The organism is Tamlana sp. I1 (assembly GCF_015355625.1).
GTDB lineage: Bacteria > Bacteroidota > Bacteroidia > Flavobacteriales > Flavobacteriaceae > Pseudotamlana.
Genome location: NZ_JACLAF010000021.1, coordinates 1 through 15,903, shown reverse-complemented (window position 1 = coordinate 15,903; position 15,903 = coordinate 1). Strand labels below are relative to the sequence as shown.

Sequence of the window (15,903 nt, the reverse complement as noted above, 5' to 3'; positions counted from 1 at the left end):
ATAAATTCTATTTATATTTTTTCAAACCAACAACCAACAACCAACAACCAACAACCAACAACCAACAACCAACAACCAACAACCAATAACCAATAACCAATAACCAAATGCCAGTATTAAATTCCACATATAAACCCTTCTTTTTATTCAAAAACGGATTTGTTTCTACAGTATACTCTGGGTTAGTGCGTCGTGTGTCATTGGAACAAGAACGTGAACGGATTACGCTTAGTGATGGTGATTTTTTGGATTTAGATTGGAGTCATTCCAAACAACAATCAAATCGACTTATTATTTTACTTCACGGATTGGAAGGTAATGGACAACGACCTTATATGACTGGGGCCGCAAAACTTTTTAATGAAAATGGCATCGATGCCGTTTGCGTTAATTTTAGAGGTTGTAGCGGTGAAACCAATTTAAAATTTAGAAGCTATCATTCGGGAGCGACTGAAGATTTGGAAGATGTCATCACACATGTTTTAAATGAAAAAAAGTATACCGACATCTATTTAAAGGGCATCAGTTTAGGGGCGAATATGATTCTTAAATATTTGGGTGAACGTGAGCAGATTCCTCAAGAAATTAAAGCAGCTATTGCAGTTTCAGCGCCATGTTATTTGTATGGCTCTGCTAAAGAATTGCATACCATAAAGAATAAATTATATCACGATAGGTTTTTAAAACACCTTTCAAAAGCCTTAAAAAATAAACAAAAACGCTTCCAAGAAGACTTAAGTTTAGAGCAGATTGAAAGCATAAAAACCCTATTCGATTTTGATGATGTATACACCTCAAACGCCCATGGTTTTAAAAACGGATTAGATTATTATGAGCAAGCTAGTAGTTTGCAATTTCTTCCTAAAATTAAAACACCAACACTTATTATAAATGCGTTAAACGATTCGTTTCTGTCTCATGAATGTTACCCTGTGAAAGAAGCAAAAAACAATCCGTATTTGTATTTAGAAATGCCAAAATATGGTGGTCATGTGGGCTTTATTTCAAAAAAGAATATCTCTTATAATGAAAGTAGGGCTTTGGAGTTTGTGAATTCCATTGAAGAATTTTTGCCTGAGAACGGCTTTTCGAAAGAGGGAAACTTATCAATATAATATTTGAAACTAATAGTTCTGCTTCAAAACTTCAAAATTGTATTTTTACAAAAACTTCAAAAATGAATTCTAGAGAAAATCAACTTAAAGCTTTCGATCGCTTATTAACCATCATGGATGAATTGCGCGAACAATGCCCTTGGGATAAAAAGCAAACCATGGAAACCCTACGTTATTTAACCATTGAAGAAACTTACGAGCTTGGTGATGCGATTTTAGATAACGATTTGGAAGAAGTTAAAAAAGAATTGGGCGATGTGCTTTTACATATCGTGTTTTATTCTAAAATAGGAAGCGAAACCAAAGATTTTGATATCGCCGATGTTTGTAATAACATTTGTGAAAAACTCATTCATAGGCACCCTCATATTTATTCTGATGTAAAAGTGGAGAATGAAGAAGATGTTAAACGTAACTGGGAAAACTTAAAGCTTAAAGAAGGAAAAAACAGTGTTTTAGAGGGGGTTCCTAAAAGTTTGCCAGCTCTAGTGAAAGCTAATCGAATTCAAGAAAAGGTAGCGGGCGTAGGTTTCGACTGGGAAAAACCTAACCAGGTTTGGGAAAAAGTTGAAGAAGAAATCAACGAATTCAAAGCTGAAGTTGCATCAGAAAATCAAGATGCTATGGAAAGTGAATTTGGAGATGTCTTGTTTTCAATGATTAATTATGCACGGTTTTTAAAAATTAACCCAGAAAATGCCTTAGAACGTACCAATAAAAAATTCACAAAACGTTTTCAATATCTTGAAGAAAAAGCGAAAAGTTTAAATAAGCCATTAAAAGAGATGACTTTAGCCGAAATGGACGTGTTTTGGGAAGAAGCTAAAACCATTTAACGATTGAAAATTTGTATTTCGTCTTAAATATGTAAAGGGATTTAGTTTTACGGGAAAATTTCAGTTTATTTATAGAATTGTAATTTTTTCTAAATGTATTTTAAATTAAAATTTTGTATTCCTGTTACTATTTTATGTCTATTTATTTCTGTCTTTGGTCAGACTCAAAATGTAGCCCCAGAATTAACAGCTACAGGTAACCAAGCGTATTGTCCAAAGAGTCAAATAAAAATTGTTACAGATTTTGATATTATTGATCCTGACGATACTGAAATAGACGCGCTTTTTGTTCAAATATCTACAGGTTATATTCAAGGTGAAGATGTGTTGTTACTAACAGGGAGTCATCCTGCTATAAATACGTCTTGGAGTGCCATTGAAGGAAAATTAACTTTACAAGGTTTTTCTGGGGCAGCAGTACTTTATTCTGACTTTATTGCGGCAATAAAAGATGTTGTTTTTGAAAGCACAAGCAATCAACCAACAGATAAAGGTTTTTCAATTACCATAGGCGATGCTAATTATCTCCCACAAACAGGACACTATTATGAATATGTAGCTGATTACGGAATTACTTGGGATGAAGCAAAAATTGCAGCAGAAAACAGAAACTATTTTGGACTGCAAGGGTATTTAGCGACTTTAGAATCGGCGGAAGAATCTCAAATCGCAGGAGAACAAGCTTCTGGGGCAGGTTGGATTGGAGGTACAGACGTAGAAACAGAGGGTGTTTGGAAATGGGTTACAGGGCCAAATCCAGGAACAGTTTTTTGGAATGGTGTTGTTAATGGCTCAACCCCTAATTATGCCAATTGGAATTATAATGAGCCCAATAATGTAAATGGAGGAGAAGATTATGCGCATATTACAGATCCTTCGATAGGTATTAGAGGGGCTTGGAATGATTTAAGAGCAGAAGGGGATCCGCCAGGAGTTTACCACCCAAAAGGTTATATTGTAGAATACGGTGGTATGCCAGGTGATCCTACGTTAAATATTTCGACGAGCACAACCATTTATACAACAACAATTACGAGTAGTACCCCAGGTTCAGTTTGTGAGAGTGGTTCTGTTATTTTAGAAGCTACAGCATCACAAAGTGCAGATGTTTTATGGTTTGATGCTCAAACCGGTGGCACTCCATTAGATAGTGGTTTAACTTTCACAACCCCTATATTAAATACCAGCACCACATATTATGCTTTAGCTTCAATAAACGGATGCCTTGAAGGCCCCAGAACTCCTGTTGTTGCTACGGTAAAGCCATTGCCAGAAATACTTTCGGTTACTGATGATTTGGTTTGCGAATCTGGCTCTGGAACCTTATCGGCTACAACATCACAAGGGGATATAAATTGGTATGATGTGCCATCAGGAGGTGTGTCTTTATATACAGGATGGGCATTTACCACGCCTGTTTTAAATACTACTACCACATATTATGTAGAATCTGTTTTTAATGGCTGTGTGTCTTCAAACCGAACGCCTGTAACTTTAACAGTTCAAAAAACAGTAGCGCCTACAGGCAATGCAAATCAGCGTTTTTGTGATATTGAAAAAGCGAAGGTTTCAGATTTAATAGTTTCTGGAAGCCATGTACTTTGGTATCTTTCTGATGTTGATACCATGCCGATAGATCCTTCCGAACAATTAATTTCAGGCGATTATTATGCTTCACAAACGGTTAATAGTTGTGAAAGTGTCAATCGTTTTCTTGTAAATGTTACTGTGGATGAAACGGTTGTACCTCCAATTGCTTCAGATATACCTTTAATTGATGTTTGCGATGACAGTTTAGATGGTGATGATACTAATGGTTTTTCAACTTTCAATTTAACGCAGAATGAATCAACTATTTTAAACGGAAAACCGGCAGCAGATTTTACTTTTCAATATTACACAGATGCGATGTATGCCACGCCCATTTCAACTCCTGAAAATGCTTTTGTAAATACGGTTCAGAACGAACAAATAATTTATGTTCGTGTTGTAAATAATATAAATGCCACTTGTTTTACAGATACTTCATTTAATATTCGAGTAAATCCATTACCTGTGATTGAAAATAATATAGTATATAAAAATTGTGATGAAGATGGTGTTTCAGATGGTTATACCGATTTTAATTTAAATGAAGCTAATGATGCTGTTACCAATAATAATAGCGACAATGTAGTTGTATCCTATCATTTAACGGTTTCCGATGCAAACCAAAATATACATCCAGTTAACAATTCGGCTTTTAATAATTTGATAGCGAACACGGTATATGCTCGGGTTGAGAGTGTTTATGGTTGTTTTAGAATATGTACTGTAAACCTAGAGGTTTCTACAACATCTTTTCCTCCTGGCTTTTTATTGGAGTCTTCTACTTCCGACGATGATGGTGTTAACGATGGTTTTCATGAATTCGATTTAAATGCGATGTCGCCCGATTTTATTGCTCAATTTCCTGCCGGTCAAAATTTGGTTGTTCATTATTATAGAACTTTGAATGATGCCGAATTGGAAGAAAATGAAATCTTAAACACGAGTCAATATGTTAATGAAACCGCCTATTCCCAACAATTATATGTGCGTGTTGAAAGTGGTGATAATGGAGATTGTTTTGGCTTAGGACCACATTTATTATTAACGGTTCACGATTTTCCAGAATTTGAAATAGACCAAAGTGCAACCTATTGCTCGGATAATACTCCCATTACACTTTTTATTTACAATGCTAATGGGACATACACTTATGTTTGGGAAGATGAGAATGGTACTGTTGTGAGCACACAACCTACTGCAACGGTTAATTCTGGAGGGGTTTACACAGCAACGGCAACAACTAATTTAGGTAATGAATCGCTTCCTATAGCATATCAAGTTTTAGAATCTGAAATCGCAGATATTAGTCTGGATGATGTCACTATTGTAGAATTAAGCGATAATAATAGTATTGAAATAAATAATAGTAATAACAATTTAGGAATTGGAGATTACGAATTTGCTTTAGATGATATTAATGGACCTTATCATGATCAACCATATTTTAATCACGTTGCGGCAGGAACACATACCATATTTGTGAAAGATAAATACCAATGCGGAATCGCACAACTAGATATTTTTATCCTTGGTTTTCCAAAATATTTTACGCCAAATGGAGATGGAATTAATGATACTTGGGGTGTTAATGGCTTAAGTGATGATTATGCTAGTGCTTCTAAAGTAACTATTTATAACCGATACGGGAAATTAATAAAGTTTTTAAGCGCTAAAAATGGCTTTTGGGATGGTTCTTTTAATGGCCAATTATTGCCAAATTCAGACTATTGGTTTGTTGCAGAATTAGTAGATGGAATGGGATCTACAAAGGTTTTTAAAGGGCATTTTAGTTTAGTTAGATAAAGGCTGTTTTTTACGAAACCTTTTAATTAATCTAAAGCGTTTTTGGTAACAAACCAACGCCATCCAATAATGGCTAGTTGTAATTTGCTTGCTTTCGCTAAATCCAATTGTTTTTTTGAGTAGCTGGGCAAAACCGCTTTATTAATCTTTGCTAAAATCTTGAAAACTTGCTTTTTCATTTAACAAAAATACTAAAACTTATTCTAGACTAAGTTTTGTATTTTGTTTTTAAAGTTTAAATGGTAGCGATAATTCTTAAAATAAAATCAACTGCAAGTTTAACAAGTGTGAGCATAATTTTTTGGTTTTAAAAGGTTAATAATACGTTTTTACATCAATGTTTTTTTAAGATATGTATTTTGGAATATGTGTTCCAAATTTTTAGAGATAAATTGATGAAATTGCATATGGAATTATAGCTTTAAAAACAGAATAAGTTATAATTGTTAATAGTGTGTCTTGAAAAATGTTTTAAATTGAAATAATTTATAGGTGTAATGATATGAATTGTAACAATTCAAGGCTGTTTTTGAATGGTTTTTCAAAATTCAAGGTGATTTTTAGTATAAAAGGGGACGTTTTTAGCTATTTCGTCTTTTTTGAAGATTGTTTTAGAAAAATTTGCTTCTTCCTAAATACAGCTTATTTAAGAAGAATAAATAGCTAATAATTCGGTAGTTTTCAGAAAACTTCCAACTTTTAACTTCTAACTTTTAACTTTCTTATATCTTAGCATTAAAAATTAGTTTTATGAGTATACTTTGGGTTGCCCTTGGTTTTATTTTGTTAGTTGTTGGAGGCGAATTTTTGGTACGATCTTCTGTAGCCTTATCTTTTAAATTTAATATTTCTAAAATGGTTATTGGTATGACGGTAGTGTCCTTCGCAACGTCAGCGCCAGAATTATTAGTTAGCTTACAAGCAGCGCTTTCAGGATCTCCTGCAATAGCTATTAATAATGTAATAGGTTCTAATATTGCTAATATTGGTTTGGTGCTAGGAATTACGTCTTTGGTAACGGTTATTGATGTTGACAAATCTTTTTACAAGCTCAATTGGCCTGTAATGATGCTGTTTTCCATGCTGTTATTTTATTTTTTAAAGAATGATTATCAGTTATCAGCTTTAGAAGGTATTGTTTTATTTGGGGGACTTATTTTATTTTTAGTTGTGCTTGTAAAAAGTACTAAAAAAGAAATTGAAGTTGATGAAGTAGATGACTCGTTAGCGGTTGTCTCTAATTTTAAAATTTTCATTTGGTTACTTATAGGGGCATCGGCACTTTATTTTGGTAGCGAATGGTTGGTTGAAGGCTCTAAAGAAATAGCCGTATCAATGGGAGTTAGTGAAGCTGTAATAGGGGTGTCTTTAATTGCTATTGGGACAAGTGTTCCAGAAATGGCAGCATCGGTAATTGCAGCTGTAAAACAAGAAAAAGCAATCTCTTTAGGAAATTTAATAGGCTCAAATATTTTTAATATCGGTTCAGTTTTGGGATTAACGGCTATCATTAAACCTATTCCTGTAACTGCTCCAGAAATCCTTTCTACCGATATTTTTTGGATGTTAGGTTTTGCAGCCGTATTGGTGCCGCTTGTGTTTTTACCATCACGATTAAAAATAACACGACTTAAGGGTTTTGCATTAGTAGCCGCCTATGGGGTATTTATGTTTTTAATCTTTACCAAATAAGCATATAAAACCAAAGTGTAATAAATAATAAAAGGCTAACATGTAAATGTTAGCCTTTTATTATGAACAAAATGATATGTTTAATTATTAAACTTTAGCAGATTTAACTGTTTTAATAATTCTTGCAGCAATTTTGTATGGATCTCCGTTTGAAGCTGGTCTTCTATCTTCTAACCATCCTTTGTATCCTTTTTCTACAGCGATTAATGGAATACGGATTGAAGCACCTCTATCTGAAACTCCCCAAGAGAAATCTGTAATAGCAGCAGTTTCGTGTAATCCAGTTAAACGTTGGTCGTTAAACTCACCGTAAACAGCAATATGTTCTTTTACTACAGGACGGAAAGCTTCACAAATTTTTGCGTAAGTTTCTTTATCTCCACAAGTTCTTAATACGCTGTTAGAGAAGTTAGCGTGCATACCAGAACCATTCCAATCCATATCTTTACCTAGTGGTTTTGGGTGGTACTCAATATAGTAACCATACTTTTCAGTTAAACGGTCTAGTAAATATCTAGCAATCCAAATTTCGTCTCCAGCTTTCTTAGCACCTTTAGCGAATAATTGGAATTCCCATTGTCCAGAAGCAACCTCTTGGTTAATTCCTTCAAAGTTTAATCCAGCATCAATACATAAATCAGCATGCTCCTCTACTAAATCTCTACCGTGTGTGTTTTTACCACCAACAGAGCAGTAGTACATACCTTGTGGTGCAGGGTAACCACCAACAGGGAATCCTAATGGTAATTGTGTTGCAGTATCCATGATAAAGTATTCTTGCTCAAAACCAAACCAGAAATCGTCATCTTCATCATCAATCGTAGCTCTTCCGTTAGATACGTGAGGAGTTCCATCAGCATTCATAACTTCAGTCATTACTAAATATCCGTTGATTCTATCAGGATCAGGGTAAATAGCAACTGGTACTAATAAACAGTCAGACGATCCACCTTCAGCTTGTTTTGTTGAAGATCCATCAAAAGACCAGTTTCCTAATTCTTCTAATGTACCTTGGAAGTTTTCATGCTCTTCTACCTTGGTTTTACTTCTTAAATTTTGAGTTGGGAAGTAACCATCTAACCAAATGTATTCTAATTTAATTTTTGCCATAATAGTTATATAATAATTGAAATATTTATATTAATATCACAAATATATATTTTTATATACGTACTTAAAATTATAGGGGTGCTTTTAACAAAGTGGGAACATATTTTTATTTATCCCCTATTTTTTTAAGGGATATTTAGAAAAAAGCGGAAATATTTATGTAAATACTGAAAAAATGTTAACAATAAATTTTCAGGATGCAACGATAAATTAATAAATGCGAAGTATTTTTGTTTTATATTTCATTTAAATTGTTTAAAGAATGGCAACATTAAGATTTCATGCGATAAAAGAATCTCTAGCATATAAACCGATTAAAATTGAAGAGTTAGAACGTAGGTCGGAATTATTTGGTAAAAACGTATTCAATTTAAAAACCATGCGCCAATACCTCACAAAAGATGCTTTTGTAGGGGTTTTGAATGCTGTACAATTTGGAAAAAAAATAGATCGAAATATTGCCGATCAAGTTGCCTCATCCATGAAAGATTGGGCGTTATCTAAAGGTGTTACACACTACACACACTGGTTTCAGCCATTAACCGGAGCAACTGCTGAAAAACACGATGCCTTTTTTGAAACGATTGAAGAAGGATTGGCTATTGAGAAGTTTGGAGGTTCGCAGTTAGTGCAACAAGAACCTGATGCTTCAAGTTTTCCTAGTGGAGGTATTAGAAATACTTTTGAAGCTAGAGGATATACGGCATGGGATCCAACCTCGCCTGCATTTATTTATGGAACAACCTTATGTATTCCAACCATATTTGTGGCTTATACAGGGGAGGCTTTAGATTATAAAACACCGCTTTTAAGAGCGTTGAATGCTGTTGATGATGCAGCAACTGCGGTTTGTAAATATTTTGATAAAAATGTAAAAAAAGTAACTTCTTCCTTAGGTTGGGAACAAGAGTATTTTTTAGTAGATAAAATGCTGGCTTCTAGTCGTCCAGATATCATGCTTACAGGGCGTACGTTATTAGGGCATTCATCAGCAAAAGGCCAACAATTAGACGATCATTATTTTGGATCGATTCCAAACCGAGCTTTAAACTTTATGCGAGAATTGGAAACCGAATGTATGTTGTTAGGTATTCCTGTAAAAACAAGGCACAATGAAGTGGCGCCAAACCAATTTGAAGTCGCACCAATTTATGAAGAAGTTAATTTGGCTGTCGATCATAATTCCTTGTTAATGGATATTATGGGGCGTGTAGCATCGCGACACAATTTTAAAGTTTTACTTCACGAAAAGCCGTTTGCAGGCGTAAATGGTTCGGGAAAACATAACAACTGGTCACTTTCTACAGATACAGGCGTGAATTTATTAGCGCCAGGAAAAACGCCAATGAGCAGTCTGCAATTTTTAACCTTTTTTATTAATACCATTAAAGCGGTTCATAAACACGAAGCTTTATTACGAGCAGCAATCGCATCTGCAAGTAACGATCATAGGTTAGGAGCAAATGAAGCGCCTCCTGCTATTATTTCGGTATTTATAGGTGAGCAATTAACCAAAGTATTAGAGGAACTTGAAGGAGTGACCAAAGGGAAATTATCACCCCAAGAAAAAACAGAATTAAAACTGAATGTGGTTGGTAAAATTCCAGATGTTTTATTAGATAATACCGACAGAAACAGAACATCGCCTTTTGCTTTTACAGGAAATAAATTTGAGTTTAGAGCCGTAGGTTCTATGGCGAATTGCGGAAACCCTATGACGGTTTTAAATACCATCGTAGCAAAACAGTTAAAAGATTTTAAGAAGGAAGTTGATGCCTTAATTGATAAAAAAGATTTAAAGAAGGATGAAGCAGTTTTCAATGTTTTAAGAGAATATATAAAATCGACTAAAAATATTTTATTTGAAGGGAATAGTTATGGTGAAGCTTGGGAGGCTGAAGCTAAAAAACGTGGATTAAGTAATAATAAAACCACACCCGAAGCTTTGCAAGCGCTGCTTTCTAAAGAAAGTATAGCCTTGTTTAAAGAAATGAATGTAATGAGCGAAATTGAAACTAAAGCGCGTTACGAAATAGAAGTTGAAGCTTATATTTTACACATTCAAATAGAAAGTCGTGTGTTGGCAGATATTGCTAGAAATCATATTGTGCCTACGGCTGTTAAATATCAAAATATTCTAATTGAAAATGTTAGAGGATTAAAAGAAATATTCGAAAAGAAATTTTTATCAGTTTCTAAAGAGCAAATAAGCTTAATCGAAGAAATTTCAGGTCATATTGAAGGTATCAACTCAAATGTTACAAAAATGATCGACGAGCGTAGAAGTGCGAATAAGCTGGAAGTTTTAGAAGAAAAAGCAAAAGCTTATAGTTATAAAGTCATGCCGCTATTCGACGATATTCGTTACCATTGCGACAAGTTGGAACTTTTGGTTGATGATGAAATTTGGCCGTTAACTAAATATCGAGAACTATTATTTACAAGATAGTATGTAAAACTTCTAAAATCCTGCTTCAAAAAAGCGGGATTTTTTAATTCAAAGAAGTAAATTTGCAACACAATTTCATATTATGAGTCAAGAAGTTTCAAAACGATACGCGCAACGTGGTGTTTCTGCATCAAAAGAAGATGTGCACAATGCTATTAAAAACATAGACAAAGGATTATTTCCAAAAGCATTTTGTAAAGTAGTTCCAGATTACTTAACAAATGACGACGATTATTGTTTAGTCATGCATGCCGATGGGGCAGGGACAAAATCGTCTTTAGCCTATATGTATTGGAAAGAAACTGGTGATATTTCGGTTTGGAAAGGCATTGCTCAAGATGCATTAATCATGAATATTGATGATTTATTGTGTATTGGTGCGACCGATCATATTATGTTGTCTTCAACCATTGGAAGGAATAAAAATTTAATTCCTGGTGAAGTGCTTTCAGCAATTATTAACGGAACTGAAGAATTGCTTGAAGATTTAAAATCTTTTGGTGTAACCATTCATTCAACTGGTGGTGAAACTGCCGATGTTGGCGATTTAGTGAGAACAATTATTGTCGATTCTACTGTAACTGCACGAATGAAACGCAGTGATGTTATTGATAATGCAAACATAAAAGCTGGCGATGTTATTGTTGGTTTAGAAAGTTTTGGCCAAGCCACTTACGAGAAGGAATACAATGGCGGTATGGGTAGTAATGGCTTAACCTCTGCGCGTCACGATGTATTTCATAAATATTTAGCCGAAAAATATCCTGAAAGTTTTGATGCTTCAGTACCAGATGATTTAGTGTATTCTGGAGCAGTTAAATTAACCGATTCTGTTGAAAATGCTCCAATAGACGCGGGTAAGTTGGTATTGTCGCCAACACGTACGTATGCGCCTATTATTAAAAAAATACTTTCTGAATATAATAGTGAAACCATTCACGGTATGGTGCATTGCTCTGGTGGTGCGCAAACTAAAATTCTTCATTTTGTTGATGAATTTCATATTGTTAAAGATAATATGTTCCCAATTCCACCGTTGTTCAAACTTATACAAGAACAATCTAAAACCGATTGGAAAGAAATGTATCAGGTTTTTAACTGCGGACATAGAATGGAATTGTATGTAACTCCTGAAATCGCCGAGGATATTATCGCTATTTCAAAATCGTTTAATGTGGATGCTAAAGTTATTGGTAGAGTAGAAGCTTCAGAAACTAAAAAGCTGACCATAAAATCGGAGTTCGGAGAGTTTACTTATTAATTATTTCGTTGTTTTTATCGAAATGGAATAGTTGTTGATAAGTAGACAGTTTGTTAAATTAATTTTTTTACCGTTCCATGAGAATCATTGTTTTGCTAGTAGCTTTATTAGGAATTAATATATTATCAGCGCAACCAGATTGGTTATATATTGAAGAAGATAAAGATGATTATGTAGGGCCAGTTTGGACGCAGAAAAATAAAATATCGTTTGATCTTAATGAAGCTGTTTTTGTAAACTGGAGTGAAGGGGGAACCAATTCAATTTCAGGTCTTACTGATATAAAATCTTTGGCTAATTATACCGATAAATATTTTGTATGGGATAATAATGCGCATCTTCGCTACGGTATAAATAAGCAGCAATCAAAAAAAGTAAGGAAAACAGACGACATATTTGAGGTGAATTCAAATTTAGGTTACAAGCCAGATGAATTGTCTAATTGGTTTTATATGGCGCGTTTTACTTTTAGAACCCAATTAACAAACGGTTATAAGGATTCGGATACAGATAGTGATCCGATCTCAAAATTTATGGCGCCTGGTTATTTGTTTTTTGGTGGAGGTATGGAATATGGTCAAAACAAAAAAAATCTATCCGTATACTTTTCGCCATTAACTCTAAAAGCCACCTTTGTTTTAGATGAAATGTTAGCCAATGCAGGGGCTTTTGGTGTTACGCCGGCAGTTTATGATGATCAAGGAAATTTACTAGTACCAGGACAACATGTTCGAAAAGAGTTCGGGATTTTATTAACTAATAAATACGAAATGAAATTGGCCGAAAACATCAATGCGAAAAATGAAATAAGTCTGTATACAGATTATATTAATAATTTCGGAAATGTTGATGTGGATTGGCGATTGGATTTTGACTTCAAAGTAAATAGTTTTGTGCGCGCAAATTTTGGCACCTATCTGCGTTATGATGATGATATCAAAACAAGAGAACCCTCAGACGTTGAAGGTGAGTATGATGAGGCTGGTGCCAAGGTGCAATGGAAGCAGTTTCTAGGTGTAGGTGTAGCTTTCGACTTTTAAATCTTCTTTTTTTTATTTAAATAATTTGTTAACTTTTTTATGTTGATAAATTTTTAACATCCTGTTTTTTAATAAGTTAACTGTTTTTGTTTGTAAACTTTTTAGTTTTGGTGATGTTTTAAATTGTATATTTGTGCTTTGTTTTGCATCACAATATATTATTTAATCCTGCTAAAATTTCAATTTATCCATGAACGGAAAACTAACAGAAACACCAACAAAGACTTACACTCAAGACGAAGCATTTCAAGCTGCTTTAAAATATTTTAACAACGACGATTTAGCTGCTCGTGTTTGGTTAAATAAATACGCTCTTAAAGATTCAGACGGAAATATCTACGAGTTAACTCCTAATGATATGCATAAACGTATTGCTAGAGAAATAGCAAGCGTTGAATCTAAATACCCAAATCCATTAACGGAAGAGGATGTTTTCGATTTAATTAAAAACTTCAAATACATCGTGCCACAAGGAAGTCCTATGGCTGGAATTGGTAATCCTTTTCAAATTGCTTCTTTGTCAAACTGTTTTGTGATTGGAAATGATGGTGATTCTGATTCTTACGGAGGCATCATGAAAATTGATCAGGAGCAAGTACAACTTATGAAACGTCGTGGAGGTGTTGGTCACGATTTATCGCATATACGTCCTAAAGGTTCAGCAGTAAAAAACTCAGCATTAACTTCTACGGGAATTGTGCCATTTATGGAGCGTTATTCAAATTCAACTAGAGAAGTGGCGCAAGATGGTAGACGTGGTGCACTTATGTTGTCGGTTTCTATTAATCATCCAGATTCGGAAGATTTTATCAATGCTAAATTAGAGCAAGGTAAAGTTACTGGTGCTAATGTTTCAGTAAGAATTGACGATGAATTCATGAAAGCCGTTAAAAGCGGAAAAGAATATACTCAGAAATATCCAATTTTTAGTGCTAATCCGAAATTTTCAAAAGCTATTGATGCAAATGCTTTATGGAAAAAAATAGTGCATAACGCTTGGAAATCTGCAGAGCCAGGCATATTATTTTGGGACACTATTATTAACGAGTCTGTGCCAGATTGCTACGCCGATTTAGGGTATAAAACCGTATCTACAAACCCATGTGGTGAAATCCCTCTTTGTCCATACGATTCTTGCCGTTTATTAGCCATCAACTTGTTTTCTTATGTAGAAAATCCGTTTACCGATAAAGCTAAATTTAACTTCGAGTTGTTTAAAAAGCATGTTGCTGCCGCGCAACGTATTATGGATGATATAATTGATTTAGAACTTAAAAAAATCGATAATATTATTTTAAAAATTGATGAAGATCCAGAGAACGATGAGGTGAAAAGAACCGAACGTAACTTATGGCTAAATATAAAACATAAAGCTGAAGAAGGCCGTAGAACTGGTGTTGGTATAACTGCTGAAGGAGATATGTTGGCTGCCTTAGGTATTCAATACGGAAGCGAAGCAGGGAATGCCTTTTCTTTAGAAGTACATAAAACCATTGCTATTGAAGCATACCGTGCATCGGTTCACTTGGCGAAAGAGCGTGGTGCTTTTGGTATTTTTGATGCCGAACGCGAAAAAAATAATCCGTTTATTCAACGTTTAAAAGAAGCAGACAGCCAGTTGTATTATGAAATGTTGGAATATGGCAGACGAAATATTGCTTTGTTAACCATAGCGCCAACAGGAACAACAAGTTTAATGACGCAAACCACTTCTGGAATAGAGCCTGTATTTATGCCGGTTTACAAACGTAGAAGAAAAGTAAACCCGAATGATAAAGAAGTACGTGTCGATTTTGTTGATGAGGTAGGAGATTCTTGGGAAGAATATGTAGTTTTTCACCACCGTTTTAAACAATGGATGGAAGTTAATGGCGTTGATACGACTAAGAATTATTCGCAGGATGAAATTAACGAACTCATTAAAAAATCACCATATTATGGAGCGACTTCTAATGATGTAGATTGGTTGAGTAAAGTGAGCATGCAAGGCGCCATTCAAAAATGGGTCGATCATTCCATAAGTGTAACTATTAACCTTCCAAACGATGTTAGTGAAGATTTAGTTGGCGATTTATATTTAAAAGCTTGGGAAGTTGGCTGTAAAGGAGTTACCGTTTATAGAGATGGTTCCCGTTCTGGAGTTTTAATTTCTAATGATGAAAAAAAGACCGACAAAGCTGATGATGCATTTACGGTTTTTCCAACCAAGCGTCCGCAAATTTTAGAAGCTGATGTGGTTCGTTTTCAAAACAGTAAAGAGAAATGGATTGCTTTTATAGGTTTAATAGACGATAAGCCTTATGAAGTTTTTACAGGTCTTGCTGATGATGAAGATGGTATTTTAATTCCGCGTTGGGTAAATAAAGGTTTTATTATTAAAAACCGCGATGAAGATGGGGCTAGACGTTACGATTTTCAATACACCAATACAAGAGGTTATAAAACGACTATTGAAGGTTTGTCGCATAAATTTAATCCAGAATTCTGGAACTATGCAAAGCTGATTTCTAGTACTTTACGTCACGGGATGCCTATCGATAAAATTGTAGATTTAATTAATAGTTTACAATTGGATAGCGAATCTATTAATACTTGGAAAAACGGGGTGGTTCGAGCTTTGAAGCGTTATGTGGAAGACGGAACTAAAGCTAAAGGACAAACCTGTGATAATTGTAAATCTGAAAATTTAATTTATCAAGAAGGCTGTTTAACTTGTAAAGATTGCGGATCTTCAAAATGTGGATAAAACATAAAAGAATATAGTGAAAAGGGAGTCTGTTTATAGGCTCCTTTTTTATTTTGTTGAATTTGGTATATTTTCAGATAGGAGAAGTTAAGGATCAAGAGCAAAAGTTGTGGGATTTTAGAATTAAGCAAAAATAGTAGTTAATCTATAGAGGAAGAATTTTACGTTTCTCACGCCTCTGAACTGCGTTCTAAAAGCTTTAATTTTGGCATTAAAGGATTCTGCAGAAGCATTTGTACTTCTATTAATAAAATAGTTTAG

11 protein-coding genes are annotated in these 15,903 nt (G+C 34.4%); 8 read left to right on the top strand and 3 right to left on the bottom strand.

Annotated features, from left to right (window positions below; translation table 11 throughout):
• The first annotated feature begins 107 nt into the window (after positions 1-107).
• From H6X70_RS16045 to H6X70_RS16035, 3 genes are all read left to right on the top strand, one after another.
• Entirely contained in the window at positions 108-1,115 is a 1,008-nt protein-coding gene (locus H6X70_RS16045) for a YheT family hydrolase (RefSeq protein ID WP_194768717.1), read from the top strand.
• A gap of 62 nt (positions 1,116-1,177) precedes the next feature.
• Entirely contained in the window at positions 1,178-1,951 is a 774-nt protein-coding gene (gene mazG, locus H6X70_RS16040; protein ID WP_194768716.1) for a nucleoside triphosphate pyrophosphohydrolase, read from the top strand.
• Positions 1,952-2,044: 93 nt separating this feature from the next.
• Positions 2,045-5,344: a T9SS type B sorting domain-containing protein gene (locus H6X70_RS16035; protein WP_194768715.1), complete on the top strand. Its 3,300-nt coding sequence runs from the start codon at positions 2,045-2,047 to the stop codon at positions 5,342-5,344.
• Between the two features lie 26 nt (positions 5,345-5,370).
• Here the strand turns inward: H6X70_RS16035 and H6X70_RS16030 are convergent, their stop codons facing one another.
• Positions 5,371-5,523 (bottom strand): SsrA-binding protein, encoded by a 153-nt coding sequence (locus H6X70_RS16030; protein WP_194768714.1) that lies wholly within the window; start codon positions 5,521-5,523, stop codon positions 5,371-5,373.
• A gap of 571 nt (positions 5,524-6,094) precedes the next feature.
• Here H6X70_RS16030 and H6X70_RS16025 point away from each other — a divergent pair.
• The gene (locus tag H6X70_RS16025; protein WP_194768713.1) at positions 6,095-7,036 is read left to right on the top strand and encodes a calcium/sodium antiporter; all 942 of its coding nucleotides are present in this window, start codon (positions 6,095-6,097) and stop codon (positions 7,034-7,036) included.
• An 87-nt stretch (positions 7,037-7,123) separates the two neighbouring features.
• On the opposite strand, the gene H6X70_RS16020 is transcribed toward H6X70_RS16025, so the two are convergent.
• Positions 7,124-8,146, bottom strand: coding sequence for a glutamine synthetase beta-grasp domain-containing protein (locus H6X70_RS16020; RefSeq protein WP_194768712.1), 1,023 nt, complete (start codon positions 8,144-8,146; stop codon positions 7,124-7,126).
• A gap of 262 nt (positions 8,147-8,408) precedes the next feature.
• Between H6X70_RS16020 and H6X70_RS16015 the strand changes: the two genes are divergently transcribed.
• From H6X70_RS16015 to H6X70_RS16000, 4 genes are all read left to right on the top strand, one after another.
• Positions 8,409-10,595, top strand: a complete 2,187-nt coding sequence (locus H6X70_RS16015) for a glutamine synthetase III (RefSeq protein ID WP_194768711.1) — start codon at positions 8,409-8,411, stop codon at positions 10,593-10,595.
• 82 nt (positions 10,596-10,677) lie between these two features.
• Positions 10,678-11,856, top strand: a complete 1,179-nt coding sequence (locus tag H6X70_RS16010; RefSeq protein ID WP_194768710.1) for an AIR synthase related protein — start codon at positions 10,678-10,680, stop codon at positions 11,854-11,856.
• 77 nt (positions 11,857-11,933) lie between these two features.
• On the top strand, positions 11,934-12,896 hold the full coding sequence (locus H6X70_RS16005; RefSeq protein ID WP_194768709.1) for a DUF3078 domain-containing protein: 963 nt from the start codon (positions 11,934-11,936) through the stop codon (positions 12,894-12,896).
• A gap of 190 nt (positions 12,897-13,086) precedes the next feature.
• The gene (locus tag H6X70_RS16000; protein WP_194768708.1) at positions 13,087-15,642 is read left to right on the top strand and encodes an adenosylcobalamin-dependent ribonucleoside-diphosphate reductase; all 2,556 of its coding nucleotides are present in this window, start codon (positions 13,087-13,089) and stop codon (positions 15,640-15,642) included.
• A gap of 123 nt (positions 15,643-15,765) precedes the next feature.
• Here H6X70_RS16000 and H6X70_RS15995 read toward each other — a convergent pair.
• Positions 15,766-15,903, bottom strand: a 138-nt coding sequence (locus H6X70_RS15995) for a transposase (RefSeq protein WP_194765898.1), incomplete at its 5' end; no start/stop codon positions are given.